Origin of the sequence: Paenibacillus sp. WLX2291 (genome assembly GCF_046603665.1) — a bacterium.
Classification (GTDB): domain Bacteria; phylum Bacillota; class Bacilli; order Paenibacillales; family Paenibacillaceae; genus Saccharibacillus.
This window is the reverse complement of record NZ_CP176755.1, coordinates 4,797,878-4,819,046: the sequence shown is the minus strand read 5'-3', so window position 1 is coordinate 4,819,046 and position 21,169 is coordinate 4,797,878. Positions and strand designations below refer to the sequence as shown.

The window sequence follows — 21,169 nt, the reverse complement described above, 5'->3', positions numbered from 1 at the left end:
TGCTTCATATGCGGATCGCGGGTGAACCGGTTTTAACGTAGAGAGGCGGTTAATGGAATGAAAAAACGCACGGTAGCTCTGCTTGTTGTTGCCATGATGGTACTCAGCAGCGTACTGACGCTGGCTGTAGTGAATCTGCCGTCATTTGTGCAAAGAGCTTCAATGGGTCAGGGTGTGCTGGGCGCGCTTAGCAACAGTGGATTGACCGACGAGGAGAAATCCAAACTCAGTACGGTCGCCAGTCTGATCGAAGGCAATTATTATCAAAATGTAGATGAGAGCAAACTGGTCGACGGTGCCATCAACGGTATGGTAGAAGCGCTGGGCGATCCGTATTCCAGTTACATGGATGCGGATACGGCTGGTCAATTTACCGAATCCATCGCTGGCTCCTTTACCGGAATCGGAGCGGAAGTGTCACAGGATAACGGCAATGTCGTGATCGTATCCCCGATCAAAGGCTCCCCAGCAGAGAAAGCCGGTCTGCGCGCCAAAGATATTATCGTTTCCGTGAATGGCGAGAAGCTGTCTGGTGACGATCTGAACGCCGCTGTTGCCAAAATTCGCGGTAAAAAAGGCTCTACTGCCGAGCTAGAGATTCAGCGTGCTGGCAGCAAAGAGACGATGACTTTCAAAATCGTACGTGACGATATCGCGATGGAAACGGTGTATGCACGTATGACAGACGATAAAATCGGCGTGATCGAGATTACACAGTTCTCGCTCAATACTGCCGAACGCTTCAAAGAAGAACTGAAGAAACTGCAAGATCAAGGGATGAAAGGGCTCGTTATCGACGTCCGCAACAACCCGGGCGGTGTACTGTCCGTCGTTGAAGATATGGCATCCCAGTTTATTACGAAGGGCAAAGCGATTGTACAGATCGAGGATAAAGCCGGTGAACGTCAGGTCGCCAACTCGACTGGTCAAAGCGTAGATTATCCGATTGCAGTTGTGACGAACGGCGGTAGCGCCAGTGCATCCGAGATTCTTGCCGGTGCGCTCAAGCAATCCGCAGGCGCTACACTGTACGGCGAAACGACGTATGGTAAAGGTACTGTGCAGACGAGCATGGACAATCTGTTCAATGATGGCAGTCTGATCAAGATCACTATCGCCAAATGGCTAACTCCGAACGGCGACTGGATTCACAAAAAAGGCATCAAGCCTGATGTGAACGTATCGCCACCGGATTATTACACAGTGACGCCGATCAATACAGATACAACGCTCAAATACGACATGAATAACGATAACGTCAAAAATGCCCAGATCATGCTGGACGGTCTTGGCTACGACGTAGATCGCAAAGATGGATACTTTGACCGCAGCACAGAAGAACAGGTCAAAGCGTTCCAAACCGCGGAGAAACTGACCGCAAATGGTCAAATTGATGCCAAAACCGCTGTTGCACTGGAAGCAGCGCTGGTAAAACACATTCAAGACCCGCAATACGATGTCCAGTTGAACAAAGCGATTGCTGGCGTCGAGCAACAAGTAGCTACCAAAAAATAAAATATGTACGTGTGTTCTACACTAGACCCGCGCTACCACTGGCGCAAACGAGATGACCAACACGATTGTAAAAAGAAGGCTGTTGCAGCCTTCTTTTTTTCGGTACAATAGAGAGTAATGAATACGCAAACATGAATGAACGATGTGCAAAATGATGGAGGCAACTGAGGAGAGTGGGTAATGGTAGCGGTATTGAACGAGACACTCCGAATAACGGCTGATGTGTTGTGGCAGCTGCTGACGCAGCCGCTTTACTATATATTTTTGATTGCTGTACTTCTGCATTACCGGCGTCAGGGACTGTTGGAACGGCGTTTATTCAACATACGGGTGCATCTGTATGCAGGGAGAGTGCTGCGTACAGTGATCACGGGTCTGGTAATTGGACTGGTTGTTTCGGTGCTGATGACCGGGATTGGTATACATATGACCATCGGAATGAACTGGGTATTAAGCGGATTGATCGTCCTGCTGTCACTTGTTCGATTGCGTTTTGCGCATATACTGGATGCGCTGGCAGTGGCAACGATACTTTCGCTATTATTGTGGTTGATGCCGGATTGGCAGCCTTCCGGCTGGTTGGGTGAACTCGTAGCAGGCGTGCGGATAGCCGATTGGACTGGATTGCTGGCGATTGCTGTCCTGCTGCAAATGGCGGAAGCGATCTTGTACCGCTCGCAAGCACCTAGATTGGCATCTCCAGTCAATGTGGAAGGCAAACGTGGTAAGCCGGTCGGTGCGTATACGCTGGATGCGTTTTGGCCAGTGCCGATCTGGTTATTTGTCCCGCTAACTGGCGGTCTGCTATTGCCGTGGAGTCCACTCAATCATAGCGCCGATTGGGGTGCAGGGATAGCGCTCACTATGTTGCCAGTAATGATCGGCAGCAGCATCTTGACTCGTACGATGCTGCCTGCTCATAAGGCACAGGTAGTCACACGTCGTTTATGGCAAAGTAATCTGGTGTTGCTGGTCATCACCGCAGCGTCCTTTTTCTGGCATCCACTAGCGGTGCTCGGGATCTGGATTGGTGTGATCTGGCGTGAATATATGATCTATGCTGCCCGCCGCGAAGAAGCGGGTCAGCCGCTGCTGTATACACAAAGTCTGCGCGGGCTACGGATTATGGATGTCATTCCGGGCAGCCCGGCGAGCGAGCTAGGTATTCTAGCTGGCGAGACAGCGTACAAAGTAAATGGTATGCAAGTGAACAGCCCGCAGCAGCTGCATGAAGCGCTGCGTATGAATCCGGCATTTTGCAAGTTGGAAATATTGAATATCAATGGAGAAAGTAAATTTTTGCAGCGTGCAATCTATGCTGGTGATCATCATCAGCTAGGCATGATCTTCGCACCGGATGATCAGTCGCTGATCTCGCCGGATGTGGAACGATTGAGTGCTGTTCACCTGCTGATGCAGCCCAAAGTAACAAAGCAGCGCGGTGGCGGTGACCGTTCGACTAGAGGATCATTTGGCGATATCGAGGAATTTTCGAGTATTGCGCTACCGAGTTATGATCGGACGAAGTCGGAAGCTTCCGATGCAGTCGCTGAACAAGATACGACGGCGCAGTCGGAACAGAAACAGGCGGAGACGAATGTTATACACACACAACCGCCAGTCATCGCGCCATCTTCGGTTATAGAGCCAGCAGCGTCTCATGTTGCTCTTGAGCCTGAGCAAGAAAAGCCGCTCGAAGCGACAGATGTTCCCGCTTCGTCTGAACTTGAATCGTCAGAACCATCGTCGGAATTGGTACATTCTCATACCCAAGCAGACGCAGAGGCAGATGCTACGGATGTTGCTGATATGCAACCATCATCACATGCTGTAGAACATTCCAGCTCTGCGATCCCTTCTGACTCAGAAATACCTGCCAGCTCTGAAGTATCTGCTAGCTATGAAGTACCTAATAGCTCGGAAGTACATTCTAACTTTGAGGTATCGTCTGAAGAGGTATCTTCTGAATATGAAAGGTCTTCAGACGCTATGCAATCTTCTCATGATCTAGAGCCTTCGCAGATGGAAGAAGATACTCATGTTACAGAAGAGGATCATTCGATACAATCAGCACATGTCTCCGAATTTCCAAATGTTGCACTCCCGGTTTCTTCGGTAGAATATACTGAGACGAACGAGACGAACGAGACGAACGAGACGAACGAGACGAACGAGACGAACGAGACGAACGAGACGAACGAGACGAACGAGACGCATGATGTCTCACCGGTACATTACGATGAGTCGGAATCAGCGCAGCCAGAGGATGAAGCAACAAGTCCAACCCCTGCGCACGTACAGCCACAACCGGTCGATTACGCTCCGCTCACATCCGCATTATCAGCAGACGAATTACCAAAACGCAGTCAACGCCGTTCCAATCGTCGCAAATAATAACAAAAGCCCGTGTTCACTGCAAATGCAGCACAACACGGGCTTTTCGTATGTTGATATTTTGGCATTTTAATAAAAACATCAGTGGAGTACTTCGAGCAAATATACCACTTACATCATCTAAATCCCAAACAGCTACCATTTATTGTTTTACTATTCCTGCAACTGCCGCAGAACGATAATTTCCACGCGGCGGTTTTTCTGTCTGCCCGATTCGGTGGAGTTGTCTGCCGCCGGACGAGTAGCTCCATAACCGGCATATTGGAACTTGGACTGATCCAGCTTTTTGTTATCGATAAAATAACGCAGTACAGACAGCGCACGCGCACCGGACAGCTCCCAGTTATCTTTGTAACGAGAAGCATATACAATCGGCAAATTGTCCGTATGCCCTTCAATACTAATCGTCGTATTAATCGACTGGAACAGACTGGCAAGACGAGACAGCGTACCGAGCGAACGATCTTTCAGTTCTGCCTTCCCTTCGTCAAACAGAAACTGATCGCTGAGCGTAATGGAGATGCCCTGCGGTTTGTCGACGACGGACACTTGATTTTGCAGATTGTTCGTCTGCACATAGTTCTGGATCACTTGCATCAGATTGCCAAGCTCGCGTTCCTGTTCACGAAATGCTTGCTCACGGCTTGTGAGCGTCTCCTGACCGTCGTTTTGACTTTGTCCGCCCTGTTCACCGTTTTGATTCTGTTCAGGGGACTGACCGCCATTGTCGACGCTCTCACCAGCTGTCCCAGTTACACCTTTGCCACCATCCAGCACTGAATTGGCACTCTGGAACGTCAATTGTAGTGACTCTGTTAATACTTTATATTTACCGGAATCGATCTGGCTAACCGAATACATGACAATGAAGAAAATAAGCAGCAGCGTGATCAGATCGGCATACGTAATGAGCCAGCGGTCTTTATGATCATGTGCGCTGTTATTGGGCTTGCGACGAGAATAACGTCCCATCGTTATTCCTCCCTTGCGGATGCGGGTCTGCTATCATCGTAACTACCTTCGCTATCAACGAGGAATGTTTCCAGCTTGCGACGTACGAGTTGTGGATTTTCACCATTTTGAATCGATAATACACCTTCAACGAGCATTTCCATCGTCTGAATTTCCAATTCACTGCGCGACCGGATTTTGGAAGCGAGTGGAAGGAAGATCAGGTTGGCACTTGCCACACCGTACAGCGTAGCGGTAAAAGCAACAGCAATCGATGCACCAAGACCAGTTGGCTCATTCAGACTGCTCAATACTTGAATCAGACCCATAACAGTACCGATAATCCCCATCGTTGGCGCATAACCACCAGCCGCGTCGAAGATTTTGGCATATTGTTCATATTCTTGCTCCGTCTTGCCCATTTCTAACTCCAAAATTTGCTGGATCACATCACGATCTGTCCCATCGACCACCTGTTGCAATCCTTCACGCAAAAAGGCATTTTCGTGCGATACCGCCTGTGGCTCCAGCGCCAGTACACCAGCGCGGCGTGCATGCATCGACATGTTGACGATATCTTCGATCAATTGTTCATTGTCCGAGCGTGCCGGTACGAGTACGGTAGCAATAGCTTGTGGCATTTTTTTTAAACGAGATGCCGGAAAGCTGATCACTACAGCCGCCGCCGTTCCACCAAATACGATTAATGCGGCAGCACCCTGAAGCAAACCTCCAGCGTCTCCGCCTTCCCATAAAAACCCCCCAATCAATGCAGCAACCCCTGCAATAATTCCGATAATTGTTGTCAAATCCATGTATCCATCTCCTGTTCTGCGTACGGGAAGCTGATCTGTGTTGGAGACAGGGAAAATGTGGAAATGTTCCCGTTCCAGCCAGCCACATTGCGCAACTGCTTGTATGAAAATATTGAAAAAAATGTCGTTTTCAGACCTTGTTTCAATTGCATAAATGGTATGGTACGAGTATAATAGAAGGGAACAAACATTCTTATTTGACTGTATGAATGATGAAATCCTGTGGTTTTTCCACACCTCCAGATCAGGGTGAACCGCAACGTAGGATGCTGCTGTCGTGATCGTTTTTTACGTTATCCCGCATTGTTATCTTTGTAAATTGAAGAGGCGATGGCGGGTATTATAATTTATATCTATTTAACCAATTATAGCGTCCAGCAATAGGAAGACGAAGGAAAATAAAATTGGTTTTTTGCTGTGACCGTCAGCGCGCGATGTGTATGTAAGGAAGATCGTGTCGTTGGGCGCAGAAGCGGTCTGGATTGCGTAATACCGATTGTTTTCATAGAGATGAGTTCTTATGGATGTGCCAGCACAGCCAAGGCTGGGTAAAGTATAGGTGCCGGACATTCGCAAGAACGGTCTCTTTTGTTATTATCGGGCAAACGTACTATATATTTTAGACGATAGGGTGATGCAGGGCAATGAACGATATTGTTGTCAGCTCCAAGAAATTTGAGATAGAGTCGGAATTTTCCCCGCAGGGCGATCAGCCTAATGCGATCGTAGAATTGGTTGATGGTATCAAGAACGGCGAGAAGTATCAGACGCTACTCGGTGCTACCGGTACAGGTAAGACCTTTACTATTGCGCAGACCATTTCCAAGTTGCAACGACCGACATTGGTCATTGCACATAATAAGACGCTGGCTGCCCAGCTTGCCAGCGAGTTCAAGGAGTTTTTCCCGAACAACTCCGTTGATTATTTTGTTAGTTATTATGATTATTATCAGCCGGAGGCGTATATTCCTTCCTCCGATACGTATATCGAAAAAGACTCCAGCATCAATGAAGAGATCGATAAACTGCGTCACTCGGCGACTAGCTCACTGTTCGAACGTCGCGACGTAATCATTGTTGCGAGTGTATCGTGTATCTATGGTCTCGGTTCTCCACAGGATTACGGAGGCATGTTGCTGTCTTTACGTGTCGGTATGGAAAAGTCTCGCAACGAAATATTGGCGCGTCTGGTCGATATCCAGTATCAGCGCAACGATATTAACTTTGTCCGTGGCACATTCCGCGTACGTGGTGACGTGATCGAGATTTTCCCGGCGTCACGCGGTGAACAGGCAGTTCGGATCGAATTGTTCGGCGATGAGATTGAACGCATTACCGAGATTGATGTGTTGACCGGCGAACTGGTTGGCGAACGCGACCATATTGCCATTTTCCCGGCATCTCACTTCGTAACCAAAGAAGAGACGATGAAAGTAGCAATCAAAAATATCGAGCGCGAACTGGAACAGCAGTTGGAGAAATTCCGCGAAGAAGGCAAATTGCTGGAAGCGCAGCGACTGGAACAGCGAACGCGTTACGATATTGAGATGATGAAGGAAATCGGCTTCTGTTCCGGAATTGAGAACTATTCCGGTCCACTGACATTCCGTGAACGTGGCGATACCCCGTATACGCTACTGGATTATTTTCCAGATGATATGCTCGTTGTCATTGATGAGTCGCATGTGACGTTGCCACAGATTCGGGCGATGTACAACGGTGACCAAGCGCGTAAAAATGTACTGGTTGATCATGGATTCCGTTTACCGTCAGCGCTAGATAACCGTCCGCTCAAGTTCGAGGAATTTGAGAATAAGGTCGGTCAAGTGGTATTCGTTTCGGCAACACCAGGACCGTATGAACTGGAACATTGCGAAGATATGACGCAGCAGATCATTCGTCCGACAGGTCTGCTTGATCCGATTATCGAAGTACGTCCAACCAAAGGACAGATTGACGATCTGATCAGCGAGATTCGGATACGGATTGAGAAGGACGAGCGTGTACTAGTAACGACACTGACGAAGAAGATGTCGGAAGATCTGACCGATTATCTCAAAGAAGTCGGTATCAAAGTCCGCTATATGCACTCCGATATCAAAACGTTGGAGCGGATGTCGATTTTGCGTGATTTACGGCTAGGAACGTTCCATGTATTGGTCGGGATCAATCTGTTGCGGGAAGGTCTGGATTTGCCGGAAGTGTCGCTCGTTACGATTCTCGACGCCGACAAAGAAGGCTTCCTGCGTTCCGAACGTTCCTTGATTCAGACGATTGGACGGGCTGCGCGTAACTCCGAAGGTCGAGTGATCATGTATGGTGACAAAGTGACCGATTCGATGGCGAATGCGATTCGTGAGACAGAGCGTCGTCGTAGCATCCAGATCGCGTACAACGAAGAACACGGCATTACCCCACAAACGATTCGTAAAAAAGTCCGCGATGTGATTGAAGCGACCAAAGTCGCCGAAGGCAAAGCGAACTATATGGCAGAAGCATCCAAAGCGAAGATGTCCAAACGCGATCGGATCGCTCTGATCGAACGTCTGGAAGGCGAGATGAAAGCAGCGGCAAAAGACTTGCAGTTTGAACGTGCTGCTGAATTGCGCGATGCCGTATTGGAATTAAAAGCAGAGATTAGTTAACGCACATCATGTTGTACTTTCAGAGGTTGCTTGGATATGCTTGCCGTCAGGGCGGTATATTCGGCAACCTTTATCATAGACTGATGCTTTATGTGCTGCGTGTTGATAGCAACCCTGATACGACCGGTGAATACCGGAACAGGTTTTAATTACTCCGGAAGCACCGGATATGGAGGTTGGATTCCTTGTCGAACAAATTTATTGATATCAAAGGCGCACGCGCGCACAACTTGAAAAATATCGATATCAGCATTCCACGCGACAGTTTTGTCGTGTTAACCGGTCTGAGCGGATCGGGCAAATCGTCGCTCGCGTTTGATACGATCTATGCGGAAGGGCAGCGTCGTTATGTAGAGTCATTATCCGCCTATGCTCGTCAATTCCTCGGTCAGATGGATAAGCCAGATGTCGATTCTATTGATGGTCTGTCTCCAGCAATCTCGATTGACCAGAAGACAACTAGCCGGAACCCGCGTTCCACTGTGGGAACTGTAACGGAAATTTACGATTATCTGCGTCTGTTGTACGCCCGTGTCGGTCATCCGCATTGCCCGGATCACGGTGTGGAGATCACATCGCAAACCGTCGAACAGATGGTAGACCGCATTATGGAATACCCGGAAAAGACCCGATTGCAGATTTTGGCACCGATCATTTCTGGACGCAAAGGTGAGCACAAAAGTGTATTTACCGAGATTTCCAAGCAAGGCTTTGTCCGTGTACGCGTCAATGGCGAACTGCGCGATCTGTCCGAAGATATTCAACTGGAAAAGAACAAAAAGCATACGATTGAAGTGGTCGTTGACCGCATCGTAGTCAAAGAAGATGTAGCCGTACGTCTCGCCGATTCAATCGAAATGGCATTGAAAATGTCCGGTGGTCAGCTGCTGGTCGATATTATCGGTCAGGAGGAGCTGCGTTTCAGTTCTAACTTTGCCTGCCCGATCTGTGGATTCAGTATGGAAGAACTGTCCCCGCGTATGTTCTCATTCAATAGTCCGTTTGGCGCATGCCCGGAGTGTGACGGTCTCGGCATCCGTATGGTTGTCGATCCTGATTTACTTGTACCAGATCGCAGCAAAACGATTGAAGAAGGTGCATATCAGGCTTGGAGCGGCGGTTTGTCCAATTACTATCCGCAATTTCTAAAATCAGTCTGCCAGCATTACAATATTCCAACCGATGTGCCAGTATCGGAATTGACGACAGAGCAGCATAATCTGATTTTGAACGGTTCGGATGGACAGAAGATTCGTTTCCGCTATGAGAGCGATTTTGGTCGTACGAAGGAAGCTCAGGTTGTGTTTGAAGGCATCATTCCCAATCTAGAGCGCCGTTACAAAGATACGTCTTCTGATAGCATGCGCGAATATATCGAAGGCTATATGAGTGCCAAGCCTTGTCCGGTATGTAAAGGCAAACGTCTGAAGCGCGATGTACTAGCTGTTACCGTAGACAGCAAAAACATCTCCGATGTAACCGATCTGCCGATTCACGATTCGCTTCGTTTCTTCCAAGAGATCGAGCTGAGTGAAAAAGAACGCAGCATTGCACGTCTGATCCTCAAAGAAATCGTGAGCCGTCTTGGCTTCCTCGTGAACGTTGGTTTGGATTATTTGACGATGGCGCGTGCAGCTGGAACATTATCCGGTGGGGAAGCACAGCGGATTCGTCTGGCGACTCAAATTGGTTCTAGTCTGACTGGCGTTCTCTATATTCTGGATGAGCCGAGTATCGGTCTGCATCAACGGGATAACGATCGTCTGATCAAAACGCTGGAGCATATGCGTGATCTAGGCAATACGCTGATCGTCGTAGAGCATGACGAAGACACGATGATGGCAGCCGATCATATTATCGATATCGGTCCGGGTGCTGGCATTCACGGTGGTCAGGTGATCGCTGAAGGGACACCGACCGAGATTATGGAGCACCCGGAATCGCTGACCGGTCAATATTTGAGCGGACGCAAATTCATTCCAGTGCCACTTCAACGTCGTAAGCCGGGCGATCGCTGGTTAGAAATACGCGGTGCCAAGGAAAACAATCTGAAAAACGTTAATGTAAAAATCCCAATCGGCGTATTCACCGCCGTGACAGGCGTCTCCGGCTCTGGTAAATCGACGCTCGTCAACGAGATTTTATACAAAACGCTGGCACGCGATCTGAACAAAGCACGCGTCATTCCGGGTCAATATCGCGAGATTCGTGGTCTGGATCATGTAGACAAAGTGATCGATATCGACCAGTCGCCAATTGGACGCACTCCGCGTTCCAACCCGGCAACATATACCGGCGTATTTGATGATATCCGCGATCTGTTTGCACAGACGAATGAAGCCAAAGTACGCGGCTACAAAAAAGGTCGCTTTAGCTTTAACATCAAAGGCGGACGCTGTGAAGCTTGCCGCGGTGACGGTATTATCAAAATCGAGATGCACTTCTTGCCAGACGTCTACGTGCCTTGCGAAGTATGTAAAGGTCAGCGCTACAACCGCGAAACGCTGGAAGTGAAATACAAAAACCGTAATATCGCCGATGTACTGGAAATGACGATCGAAGATGGCGTCGAGTTTTTCCAGAACTTGCCTCGTATTCATCGCAAGCTGCAAACGCTGCTGGATGTCGGTCTCGGTTATGTGAAGCTTGGTCAACCGGCGACTACGCTGTCCGGTGGGGAAGCACAGCGTGTGAAGCTGGCTTCCGAATTGCATCGTCGCAGTACCGGTAAAACGATCTACATTTTAGATGAGCCGACAACCGGTCTGCATGTGGACGATATTGATCGTCTGCTGCAAGTGTTGCAGCGTCTGGTTGATTCCGGCGAAACGGTACTCGTTATCGAGCACAATCTAGATGTGATCAAGACTGCTGATTACTTGATCGATCTCGGTCCAGAAGGCGGCAGCGGCGGCGGTACAATTCTCGCTTCCGGTACACCGGAAGATATCGCCAAAGTGAAAGGATCGTATACCGGTCATTATCTGAAACCGATTCTGGAACGCGATACCGTTCGCAGTCGTGAATTGGAAAGCAGTCAGGTTTGATGTATGACAGACGGAACTCCAAGTGATCATCTCGCACGTAAGCTGAGGTGTGATCGGTTATATTGTGATCGAAGTGGTACTTTTCGATCACAATATAAGCTTTGATAATATGAGCTTTAATAATGTGAGCTTTTAGATCAATATCTCTAAATTTCCAATAGAGATATACAGCATATGCGTTTAGCTTAATATCTCTCAGGTTTGTGTCGAAGTATTGCATAGCACAGTAGTCTGTTTTTACGCAGAAGGATGGAACTTCAGAGTGAAGCCCATCTCTCTGCGCTTTACATAATCAGCGTACAATTGTCTTCCATATTCACTATGCTCATTATCATGCAAATCCATTACACACAATTTCGGCAAATAACCGGGCAGAGCAATTGTTACGACTCTGTGTAATATGTTACATTGAGAATACAAGTTTTTTACAGAAAAAATCATGACTTGGCACCTTGCTTCGTTTACTGAACCTTTGTTTCAGGGTTATATCAATATATATGCACGCAACTACAGAAAGGCTGGATGAATTTGAAAAAACTCCATATCCCATTATCCGCATTTGTGCTCGCCGGTACTACCCTGATTGGTTCTGTGCCTTTTGCCGCCGTATCCTCAGCAGCAGCATCTGTTTCCGGCTATACATACACTGCACCGCAATACGGTGCATCCGCAGGTGCCGGATATACCAAGATCATTTCCCGTATCTCGCCATCCGTTGTCGGGATTGTTGGCGTGCCTACAGCCGCGGCGATTCAAGCGGAGAGCGGCTCCAGTTCAAGTGATGATGACAGCAACGGTTCCGAATCGAGTGATCCGGGTATCGCTTTTGGTTCCGGTGTGATCATTTCCTCTGATGGCTGGATCGTTACTAATGCGCATGTGATCGACAGCATGGAGCCGGGAGCGAAAGTAATTACTTCCGAAGCGAACGGACAAAGCAAAACGTATATCGTCAAAGAATTTTACAGCGACAGCATTAGCGATCTGGCACTCGTTAAGATCAATGCCACTGGTCTGAAAAAAGCTTCATTCGTGTCCAGCAGTGAAAAACCGCAGGTGGGTGAGCAGGTAATCGCTATCGGTACACCATTGTCATTGTCGTTGCGCAACACAGCAACTTCCGGCATCATCAGCGGGGTGAATCGTGCAGTAGATGCGTCCTACTATCTGCTACAAACTGATGCGGCGATTAACCCCGGGAATAGCGGCGGTCCGCTGATCAATATGGACGGCAAAGTGATCGGTATCAATACGATGAAATATGAAGCGCTTGGTGTCGATAACCTCGGTTTCACCATTCCTGCTGATACTGTGCAGTACATTATCGGTCAACTGAGTAAATACGGTACTGTCAAACGCGCCTCCATCGGTCTGGAACTGAAAGAGAGCGACGACGCTTTGATCGGCATGCCAACGAATGATGCACTGACTGTTGTGTCCGTTCATTCTACGAATGCTAAAAAAGCAGGCATCAAAGAAGGCGATATTCTGTACAGTGTAGATGGAAAACGAGTACACACCGTAGTCGATCTGAACGAATTGTTCCGCTCATACAAACCGGGCGATATTATCAAACTGACGATGCAATCGAATGGTGACATCGTTATTCGCAGCGTGAAGCTGACGCAATCCCAGCAGACGGATGCGGTCGCTGATACGGCTGCTACTTCGTCCGACTCAGATTCCAGCGAATAAATCGGCTTCATTTTATGCCTTACCCTCCACTTTGATTATAGAAATGAGGATACAGAATGAATACATGGATGCGTATGACCACAACGGGTCTATTGGCAGCCGGAATTACGGTGGCAACTTCTTACGCTGGAGTCGGAACCGTTTCAGCCGCTGAACTGCTGGAATTGAAATTGAAAAAAGGCAGTACGTCTGCAACCATTAACGGTGATAAGCAGACAATCATCAAGCCATACGAAGCAGGCGGAACAACGATGGTACAGCTGGGTCTGTTCTCGCGTGCTTTTGGCGCTCAGGTCGAATTGCATGATGACAATGTGATTCAACTGACTTCTGGCAAACACATCATTTCGATGACAATCGGCAGTAAGATTGCAACCATGAACGGTAAAAAGGTAACCTTGCCTGCTGCACCTGTCATGCGACTCGGCACCCTGATGGTTCCGCTGCGCCCACTGACTGAAGGCATCGGCGGCAACATGAAAGTGATTTCCGGTCAAATCGTAGTCACCTTGCCTGCATCGGAAGCGCAGTCCGGTAGTAACGATAGCGCTGCTCAGCATGCTGGGAAGACGCGTGTTGGCGACAGCAAATACCAGTGGTCGATCAACTATCCAGAGGATCTGACCTATCTGGGCGGTTCCAATGCAACGATTGCCAACTTTATGAATACAGAAGGCACGTACTTGTTACAAGTAGCGGTTGAGCCGGATACTGTTACAGGTTCGGTCTATACACAGGCAGATTCCGATGATCTGCTGGATGAACTGGTTAGCTATACTCGCTCATTGGATGAGACAATTCTGGATCAGCAGATCGTGAATGGCTCCAATGGTACGTATGCACGCGTAATCAGCAAAACGACCGATGGTTATTTGTCAGAGACGCGGTTGTATGCAGGTAATGGTTATCTGTACTTTGTGATGTACGCCGATTCGCAGGCATATTCTTACAAAGACTTTAACGATAATCAGGCACTGCTGAACTCATTCCAGCTGTCCTTTAACAGCGATGATGACAAAGCGGAAGATATCGCAGAAGACAGTGATGCTGAGGAAACGGGCGAAACCTTCTCCAATGAGGATTACGGCATCTCTGTTAATCTGCCAAGCGGCTGGTCAGTCAGCGACGATTCCGATGAAGCAACCAACAAAGACGAATCGTATGCCAAATTCGGCGTATACAGCGTACCGGCAGGATCAACCGTGCAAAACTGGTCGCAGGATATTCGCAACTGGTTTGACCAGAACTTCGCCGCCGATCATTACCGTTATATCGGTACAACCGAACGTCAGATCGACGGTCATAATGCTGTTATCAACGAAATGCAATATATGTACGGTAACGATGAATGGTATACCGAGTATGAAGTGCTGATTCAGCAAGGCGATTACCGGTATTACTTTGAATACAGCGGTCTGACCGATAGCCCGCAAACAGATGCCGAATTTGAGCAAATGGTACGTTCGATGAAAGTGGACTTTGAGACATTGCAAAGCAATTTTGGTCATCTGCCGCTTGATTACTATTCCGAAGATCGCACCAAGACGGTCATCCGTACATCAACAACATACGGATACAGTCTGCAAGTTCCGCGTTACTGGAGCGATGCAGGTAATGATTATAATGCAACAGGCGTCTCCTACTACTACACGGGCGGTAGCTTCTACGTATCGATCAAAAATTCCAGTTCGCTGGAACAAGCCGTGCAAGACTGGAAAAGTAGCCTGACTTCCGGCGGAACTGGCACCACAGGATCATCGTCGACAGCGACCGTATCCGAAGGACAGCCGACTACATTTGCTGGTGTTCCAGCGTATACGTTCACAGCTACGTTTAGCAGTGACGATGCGCCGTATACTGGCACATATACCATCTTCACCAAGGGCAAACGTACATTCATTCTGTCCAGCGAAGTGAATAACGCCAACAACACGGCTACCCATCAAGCAGAAGTAGCGAACGTGCTATCCTCATTCCAGTGGACGGCGAAGTAAGGAAGAAAAGTAAGGAAGAGAAATCAGCAAGATATCAAGCAAATGCAGTAAGTAAGAACAACGTACAGGGAGCAAGAACAATAAGTAAACAGTAAGTCAGAATCGCGAGTATGAGTAAGAAGTAGTATCGCGCTTCTACAAATGACTTGCTTTAAATGAATTGTCTTAAATAAATTGCCTTTCCAAGCAGAGATACGACTATGTTCTTAGCATGAAATGCCTAATCCAAAAAGCTGACTAGCTACAGGAACATCCCTGTGCAGTCAGCTTTTTACATACTTATATTGTAAAATTCCCACTCAATTCAGTTGAAAATACCATCCGAGATACGCTGCAAACGTCTCCCATTGTGGCTGAACTTGCCCTGCCAAATACTGCTGTAACAACTCCCCTGCTTGCAAATACAATACCTGCCCCGTTCGGCGATTGTAGAAATGCCCGCCGTCTCCCGCGAAGCTATTCAGCGGAATATACTCATCATCTATACCGAGCTCCTGCATCCGAATCATACTCAGCTTCACATCGTCCGAATGTAGCATAAACCAGCCCCAATGATACATTTCCCCACGAGCACTATGAAACGTAGGTCCGTCTTCCGCATGCGTGAAAAAGATAAACACTTCATCTGTCTCTGCTAGCCCTAATTCACGCAACGCTTCCCCATATGGCTGATGCGCTTCATCATACCACCAGCCTTGCTGTCGTCCATATTGCTCAATATCCTGTAGTGTTGTCGCCATATTGGATTCCGTCTCCTTTTACAGTGCTGCTATCGTAGAAATATCGCTAGTTTGTCTTCATATTCATACCGTTTCGATCTCATCCGTCACATCTTCATATCTATTGTAGTCATGTCCATGATTCGCCTGCAAATTTCCTGAATATTTTCATACAAATTTAAAGGATACGGTAGATACGTAGTTACAGGTCTGGTACACTGGATTAGAATCATTTTAAAGTGTGTGACGTATGCACTGCGTGTGCGCAGTGTTCCATTTTATAATGTAACGGACAGCATCCGTGAATAGAGCATTGCCCGATCCAAGGGCAATTGAATTTGGGAGGAACTTGACCTACATGACTGATACAGCATTACAAAGACAAGACGTGGAGCTTCTGGCGCCGGCTGGCGACTGGGACTGCATGCGGGCGGCGGTAGCGAATGGGGCGGACGCAGTCTTTTTTGGCGTGGAAAAATTTAACGCGCGTGCACGTGCGAACAACTTCCGTATGGACGAATTGTCGGAGATTATGGCATTTCTGCATAGCTATGGTGTAAAGGGCTTTTTGACCTTTAACATTCTCGTATTTGAAAATGAACTGGACGATGCGCGTGAGTTAATCGACGCTTGCGTAGACGCAGGGGTAGACGCTGTAATCGTACAAGATCTGGGATTGGTGAAAATGATCCGCGAAATCTCGCCGGATTTTCCAATCCATGGTTCGACCCAGATGACGATCACTTCACCAGAAGCGGTCGAATTCACCAAGCCGTTTCACATGGAACGTGTCGTCCTCGGACGTGAAAATAATCTGAAACAAATCCAGAAGATCGGCGAACAAGCACGCCTGCCAATGGAAGTATTCGTCCACGGCGCGTTGTGCGTATCGTACTCCGGTCAATGTCTGACATCCGAAATGTGGGGCGGACGCTCCGCTAACCGCGGCGAATGCGCACAAGCCTGCCGTTTGCCATATGATCTCATCGTCGATGGCGAGCAAAAGATCATGGGCGATGTCACCTATCTGTTGTCACCGAAAGATCTGGCAGCGATTGACATTATGCCACAACTGATCGAAGCAGGTGTAACTTCGTTCAAAATCGAAGGTCGTCTCAAATCGCCAACTTACGTTGCGAACGTAGTCAGCAAATACCGTAAAGCGATCGACCGTTATTTCGACGGCGATGCAACGCCAATCAGCCGCGAAGATATTCGCGAACTAGAACAAAGCTTTTCGCGCGGATTCACCCATGGCTTCCTCGATGGAACCAACAACAAAAAGCTCGTTGACGGTACTTTCCCGAAAAGCCGCGGCGTGTACCTCGGTCGTGTTGAGAAGATTCTGCGTGACGGCGTTGTCTGCCGTTTGGAAGCGCCAATCAAGCGCGGCGACGGTATCGTATTCGACGCTGGCGATCCAACGCAAAAAGAAGAAGGCGGTCGGATCTACGATCTGCGTCGTCAAGGCGTCAAGCTGGAAGGTGAAGCTAATGAATCGTGGATCGTTGACATCGTACCCGGTCGCAATGACATTAACCTGAAAAAGGTACATGTCGGCGACAAGATCTGGAAAACGAACGATCCGGCACTGGATAAGCGGATGCGTCAAACGTATGAAACGGACAAACCGTACCGCGTATTCCCCATCCATGTCAAAGCGATCGGTCATGCTGGTCAACCACTAGTGACTTACTGGACGGATATACAAAAAGGCGTAACTGTACGCGTCGATTCCGAAATGGAACTCGAAATTGCTGCGAAGCGTCCGATGAATGCCGAGCTGCTGCACGAACAATTCGGTCGTCTGGGCGGTACTATTTTCCAACTGGATCAATTGGAAGCCCAACTGCACGGCGATATTATCATCCCGATGCGCGAACTGAACGCAATTCGCCGTCAGGCAGTAGAACAGTTGGAGGGCGAACGCCCGAAACCACCTGTATATATCAAACGCGACATCGCCGTATACGGAGATATTTCCCCGGCAATGACACCGGTTCGTGGTACCGATGCGATGCTGACGGCATTGTGCCGCAATCTGGAGCAAGTGGAAGCTGTCGTACAAACTGACGTGGACATGATCTACGCCGACTTTGAATTTATTAAGCAATTCCCAGCAGCCGTTGCTGCTGTGCGCGCCGCTGGCAAAAAGATCGCACTCGTAACACCACGTATCCATATGCCAGGCGAAAATGGCTACCACGCCAATATTCTGCGTTTGCAGCCAGATGCTGTGCTAGTGCGTAATACCGGTGCGCTGTACTACTATCTCGCACGTCGTCAAAGCCATCCACAAGACAATCATCCACAGCTGATCGGCGACTTCTCATTGAATATTGCCAATCACAAAACAGCGGATCTGTTCTTAGAAGCTGGAGTAGATATGGTGACTCCATCATACGACCTGAATATTCAGCAAATGGTCGACCTGCTAGGACGTAGTCGTACCGATCAGATGGAAGTTGTTATTCATCAACATCTGCCAATGTTCCACACGGAACATTGTGTCTATTGCACCTTCCTGAGCGAAGGTACGGACTTCACTAACTGTGGTCGTCCATGCGAAGATAGCCGTGTATCCCTGCAAGACCGTATCGGTATGTCCCATCCGGTGCGTGTGGATGAAGGCTGTCGTAATACCGTCTACAACGCTATCGAGCAATCTGGTGCAGAATACTTGAGCAACTTCCTGCAACTGGGCGTGTCCCAGTATCGCGTGGAGTTTTTGGAAGAAACACCAGAGCAAGTGCTGCAAGTCATCGATCTGTACAGCAAAGCACTGACTGGCGAGATTAGCGGTACTCAAGTGTGGCGTACACTCAAAGCAACCAACCAACTCGGCGTAACCCGCGGACAATTGGTAAAATAAATGAGTTGAACGTCCAACGTGTATTGCATCCATGTTGACCGAATCTGCAAGTCAATCATAGTGTCAAAGACTTCCCGTTTGCGGGAAGTCTTTTTATATGTATGCAATGTATAGCAAAAGTAGAAAGAGAACGAACTCTCATCTATTTTGCATGTATATCTACGTTTATCTTCTTAAGAATTCTACAAAACAGCGTAACGTAACCCAATATGATACTATGTATACATTCTGAACAAGATAGATATATGTATCCGCTATCACAAAACTGCCAATGTTTAGACTGGGTAACTGCCATGAATAATGGTTAAATGATAAGGTAGCCGTATTCAGGCTCAAACGAACGTTCTCATGCTTTTTTCATTACATATCCATGAGACAGAACGTCCTATCCCAAATTGTAGATGGAGGAATCATAACCGTGAAAATACGTAAAGCCATTATTCCCGCCGCAGGTCTGGGAACTCGTTTCTTGCCTGCCACCAAAGCGATGCCCAAAGAAATGCTGCCAATCGTCGATAAACCGACGATCCAATATATTATTGAGGAAGCCGTCGCTTCTGGTATCGAAGATATTATCATCGTAACCGGTAAAGGCAAGCGCGCCATCGAAGACCATTTTGACTATTCCTTCGAGTTGGAACAAAATCTAGAGGAAAAAGAAAAATGGAAACTGCTCGACGCCGTACGTGAACCGTCCGAAATGGCAGACATTCATTACATCCGTCAAAAAGAACCAAAAGGTCTCGGTCACGCCATCTGGTGTGCTCGCAAATTCATCGGTAACGAGCCGTTCGCTGTTCTGCTCGGCGATGATATTGTAGAATCCGACGTACCATGCCTGAAGCAAATGATGGACGTGTACGAAGATCATGAGGCATCCGTAGTTGGCGTCAAAGAAGTACCGTGGGAGCACGTATCCCGCTACGGTCTAGTCGCTGCTGAATCCATGCCAGAATCAGATCGTCTGTACAAAGCAACGGGACTGGTAGAGAAACCGCCACGCGAAGACGCCCCATCCAATCTGGCGATCATGGGTCGCTATATCCTGACCCCGGAGATCTTCGACATCCTTGATAATCAAGACGCTGGTGCTGGTGGAGAAATCCAATTGACCGATGCTATCTCCAAACTCGGTCAAAGCCAAGACATTCTCGCATATCAATTCGAAGGGTTGCGTCATGATGTAGGCGAGAAGAGTGGCTTTATCCAAACGACGATTCACTACGCACTTCAGCATCCAGAACTGCGTGATTCCACGCTGGATTATTTGAAAGAAGTGCTGGCGCAGGAAGAGAATAAGTAGAATCAATCAATAGAAGAGAATAAATGCAAATGAGTTTACTATGATGTGTATACATATCGTAGTAAACTCATTTTGATGATTTTTGAGAATAAAGCACAATCAGCAGATCCTAGAGTCATGTTTGCTGATTGTGCTTTATTCGTATAAGATAAACATTATCGTGTGTAGAAAGTAGTGAGAACACGGACAATATGCAATGATTCAATGTATATTTATAAATAACTATGTTCTATGCTAACTTGCTAAATAATACGATTATAATTCATAGTTTATTTAATGATTGGGAGAGAACAAGTATGAAAATACGCAAAGCCATTATTCCCGCCGCAGGTCTGGGAACTCGTTTCTTGCCTGCCACCAAAGCGATGCCCAAAGAAATGCTGCCAATCGTCGATAAACCGACGATCCAATACATCATTGAGGAAGCCGTCGCTTCTGGTATCGAAGATATCATTATCGTAACCGGTAAAGGCAAACGCGCCATCGAAGACCATTTTGACTATTCCTTCGAGTTAGAGCACAATCTCACTGAAAAAGAAAAATGGAAACTGCTCGACGCCGTACGTGAACCGTCCGAAATGGCAGACATTCATTACATCCGTCAAAAAGAACCCAAAGGTCTCGGTCACGCCATCTGGTGTGCTCGCAAATTCATCGGTAATGAGCCGTTCGCTGTTCTGCTCGGCGATGATATTGTAGAATCCGACGTACCATGCCTGAAGCAAATGATGGACGTGTACGAAGATCATGAGGCATCCGTAGTTGGCGTCAAAGAAGTACCGTGGGAGCACGTATCCCGCTACGGTCTAGTCGCTGCTGAATCCATGCCAGAATCAGATCGTCTGTACAAAGCAACGGGACTGGTAGAGAAACCGCCACGCGAAGACGCCCCATCCAATCTGGCGATCATGGGTCGCTATATCCTGACCCCGGAGATCTTCGACATCCTTGATAATCAAGACGCTGGTGCTGGTGGAGAAATCCAATTGACCGATGCTATCTCCAAACTCGGTCAAAGCCAAGACATTCTCGCATATCAATTCGAAGGGTTGCGTCATGATGTAGGCGAGAAGAGTGGTTTTATTAAAACGACCGTGCATTATGCACTTCAGCATCCTGAATTGCGTGAATCTACACTCGCCTATTTACAAGAAGTGTTGAATGCAGAAGAGAGCAGGTAGCATCAATCTAATGATTTTACAGTTCGTTATTCCATATT

General features: G+C 47.9%; 12 protein-coding genes. 9 read left to right on the top strand and 3 right to left on the bottom strand.

What is annotated here, in order from left to right; all coding sequences use genetic code 11:
- The first annotated feature begins 57 nt into the window (after positions 1–57).
- Both ACDE64_RS20615 and ACDE64_RS20610 read left to right on the top strand, forming a co-directional pair.
- Complete coding sequence (locus tag ACDE64_RS20615; protein WP_411348114.1) at positions 58–1,515, top strand: S41 family peptidase; 1,458 nt, start codon at positions 58–60, stop codon at positions 1,513–1,515.
- Between the two features lie 180 nt (positions 1,516–1,695).
- The gene (locus tag ACDE64_RS20610; RefSeq protein ID WP_411348112.1) at positions 1,696–3,909 is read left to right on the top strand and encodes a hypothetical protein; all 2,214 of its coding nucleotides are present in this window, start codon (positions 1,696–1,698) and stop codon (positions 3,907–3,909) included.
- 153 nt (positions 3,910–4,062) lie between these two features.
- Here the strand turns inward: ACDE64_RS20610 and ACDE64_RS20605 are convergent, their stop codons facing one another.
- Positions 4,063–4,881 carry a flagellar motor protein MotB gene (locus tag ACDE64_RS20605; protein ID WP_411348111.1) on the bottom strand — a complete coding sequence of 273 codons (819 nt, stop codon included), beginning with the start codon at positions 4,879–4,881 and terminating at the stop codon, positions 4,063–4,065.
- 2 nt (positions 4,882–4,883) lie between these two features.
- Complete coding sequence (locus ACDE64_RS20600; RefSeq protein WP_411348110.1) at positions 4,884–5,675, bottom strand: flagellar motor protein; 792 nt, start codon at positions 5,673–5,675, stop codon at positions 4,884–4,886.
- A gap of 644 nt (positions 5,676–6,319) precedes the next feature.
- Between ACDE64_RS20600 and uvrB the strand changes: the two genes are divergently transcribed.
- From uvrB to ACDE64_RS20580, 4 genes are all read left to right on the top strand, one after another.
- Positions 6,320–8,320 (top strand): excinuclease ABC subunit UvrB, encoded by a 2,001-nt coding sequence (uvrB, locus tag ACDE64_RS20595; protein WP_411343931.1) that lies wholly within the window; start codon positions 6,320–6,322, stop codon positions 8,318–8,320.
- Between the two features lie 185 nt (positions 8,321–8,505).
- On the top strand, positions 8,506–11,367 hold the full coding sequence (uvrA, locus tag ACDE64_RS20590; protein WP_411343930.1) for an excinuclease ABC subunit UvrA: 2,862 nt from the start codon (positions 8,506–8,508) through the stop codon (positions 11,365–11,367).
- Positions 11,368–11,895: 528 nt separating this feature from the next.
- Positions 11,896–13,062 carry a S1C family serine protease gene (locus ACDE64_RS20585; protein WP_411348109.1) on the top strand — a complete coding sequence of 389 codons (1,167 nt, stop codon included), beginning with the start codon at positions 11,896–11,898 and terminating at the stop codon, positions 13,060–13,062.
- A gap of 56 nt (positions 13,063–13,118) precedes the next feature.
- Entirely contained in the window at positions 13,119–15,056 is a 1,938-nt protein-coding gene (locus tag ACDE64_RS20580; RefSeq protein ID WP_411348108.1) for a stalk domain-containing protein, read from the top strand.
- Between the two features lie 299 nt (positions 15,057–15,355).
- Here the strand turns inward: ACDE64_RS20580 and ACDE64_RS20575 are convergent, their stop codons facing one another.
- Positions 15,356–15,796 carry a hypothetical protein gene (locus tag ACDE64_RS20575; RefSeq protein WP_411348107.1) on the bottom strand — a complete coding sequence of 147 codons (441 nt, stop codon included), beginning with the start codon at positions 15,794–15,796 and terminating at the stop codon, positions 15,356–15,358.
- 337 nt (positions 15,797–16,133) lie between these two features.
- Between ACDE64_RS20575 and ACDE64_RS20570 the strand changes: the two genes are divergently transcribed.
- The 3 genes from ACDE64_RS20570 to galU (ACDE64_RS20560) all read left to right on the top strand — a co-directional run bounded on the left by ACDE64_RS20570 (position 16,134) and on the right by galU (ACDE64_RS20560) (position 21,131).
- Positions 16,134–18,647 carry a DUF3656 domain-containing U32 family peptidase gene (locus ACDE64_RS20570; protein WP_411348106.1) on the top strand — a complete coding sequence of 838 codons (2,514 nt, stop codon included), beginning with the start codon at positions 16,134–16,136 and terminating at the stop codon, positions 18,645–18,647.
- 418 nt (positions 18,648–19,065) lie between these two features.
- Positions 19,066–19,950 carry a UTP--glucose-1-phosphate uridylyltransferase GalU gene (gene galU / locus ACDE64_RS20565; protein ID WP_411348105.1) on the top strand — a complete coding sequence of 295 codons (885 nt, stop codon included), beginning with the start codon at positions 19,066–19,068 and terminating at the stop codon, positions 19,948–19,950.
- Positions 19,951–20,246: 296 nt separating this feature from the next.
- Entirely contained in the window at positions 20,247–21,131 is an 885-nt protein-coding gene (galU, locus tag ACDE64_RS20560) for a UTP--glucose-1-phosphate uridylyltransferase GalU (RefSeq protein ID WP_411348104.1), read from the top strand.
- The last annotated feature ends 38 nt before the right edge of the window (positions 21,132–21,169 follow it).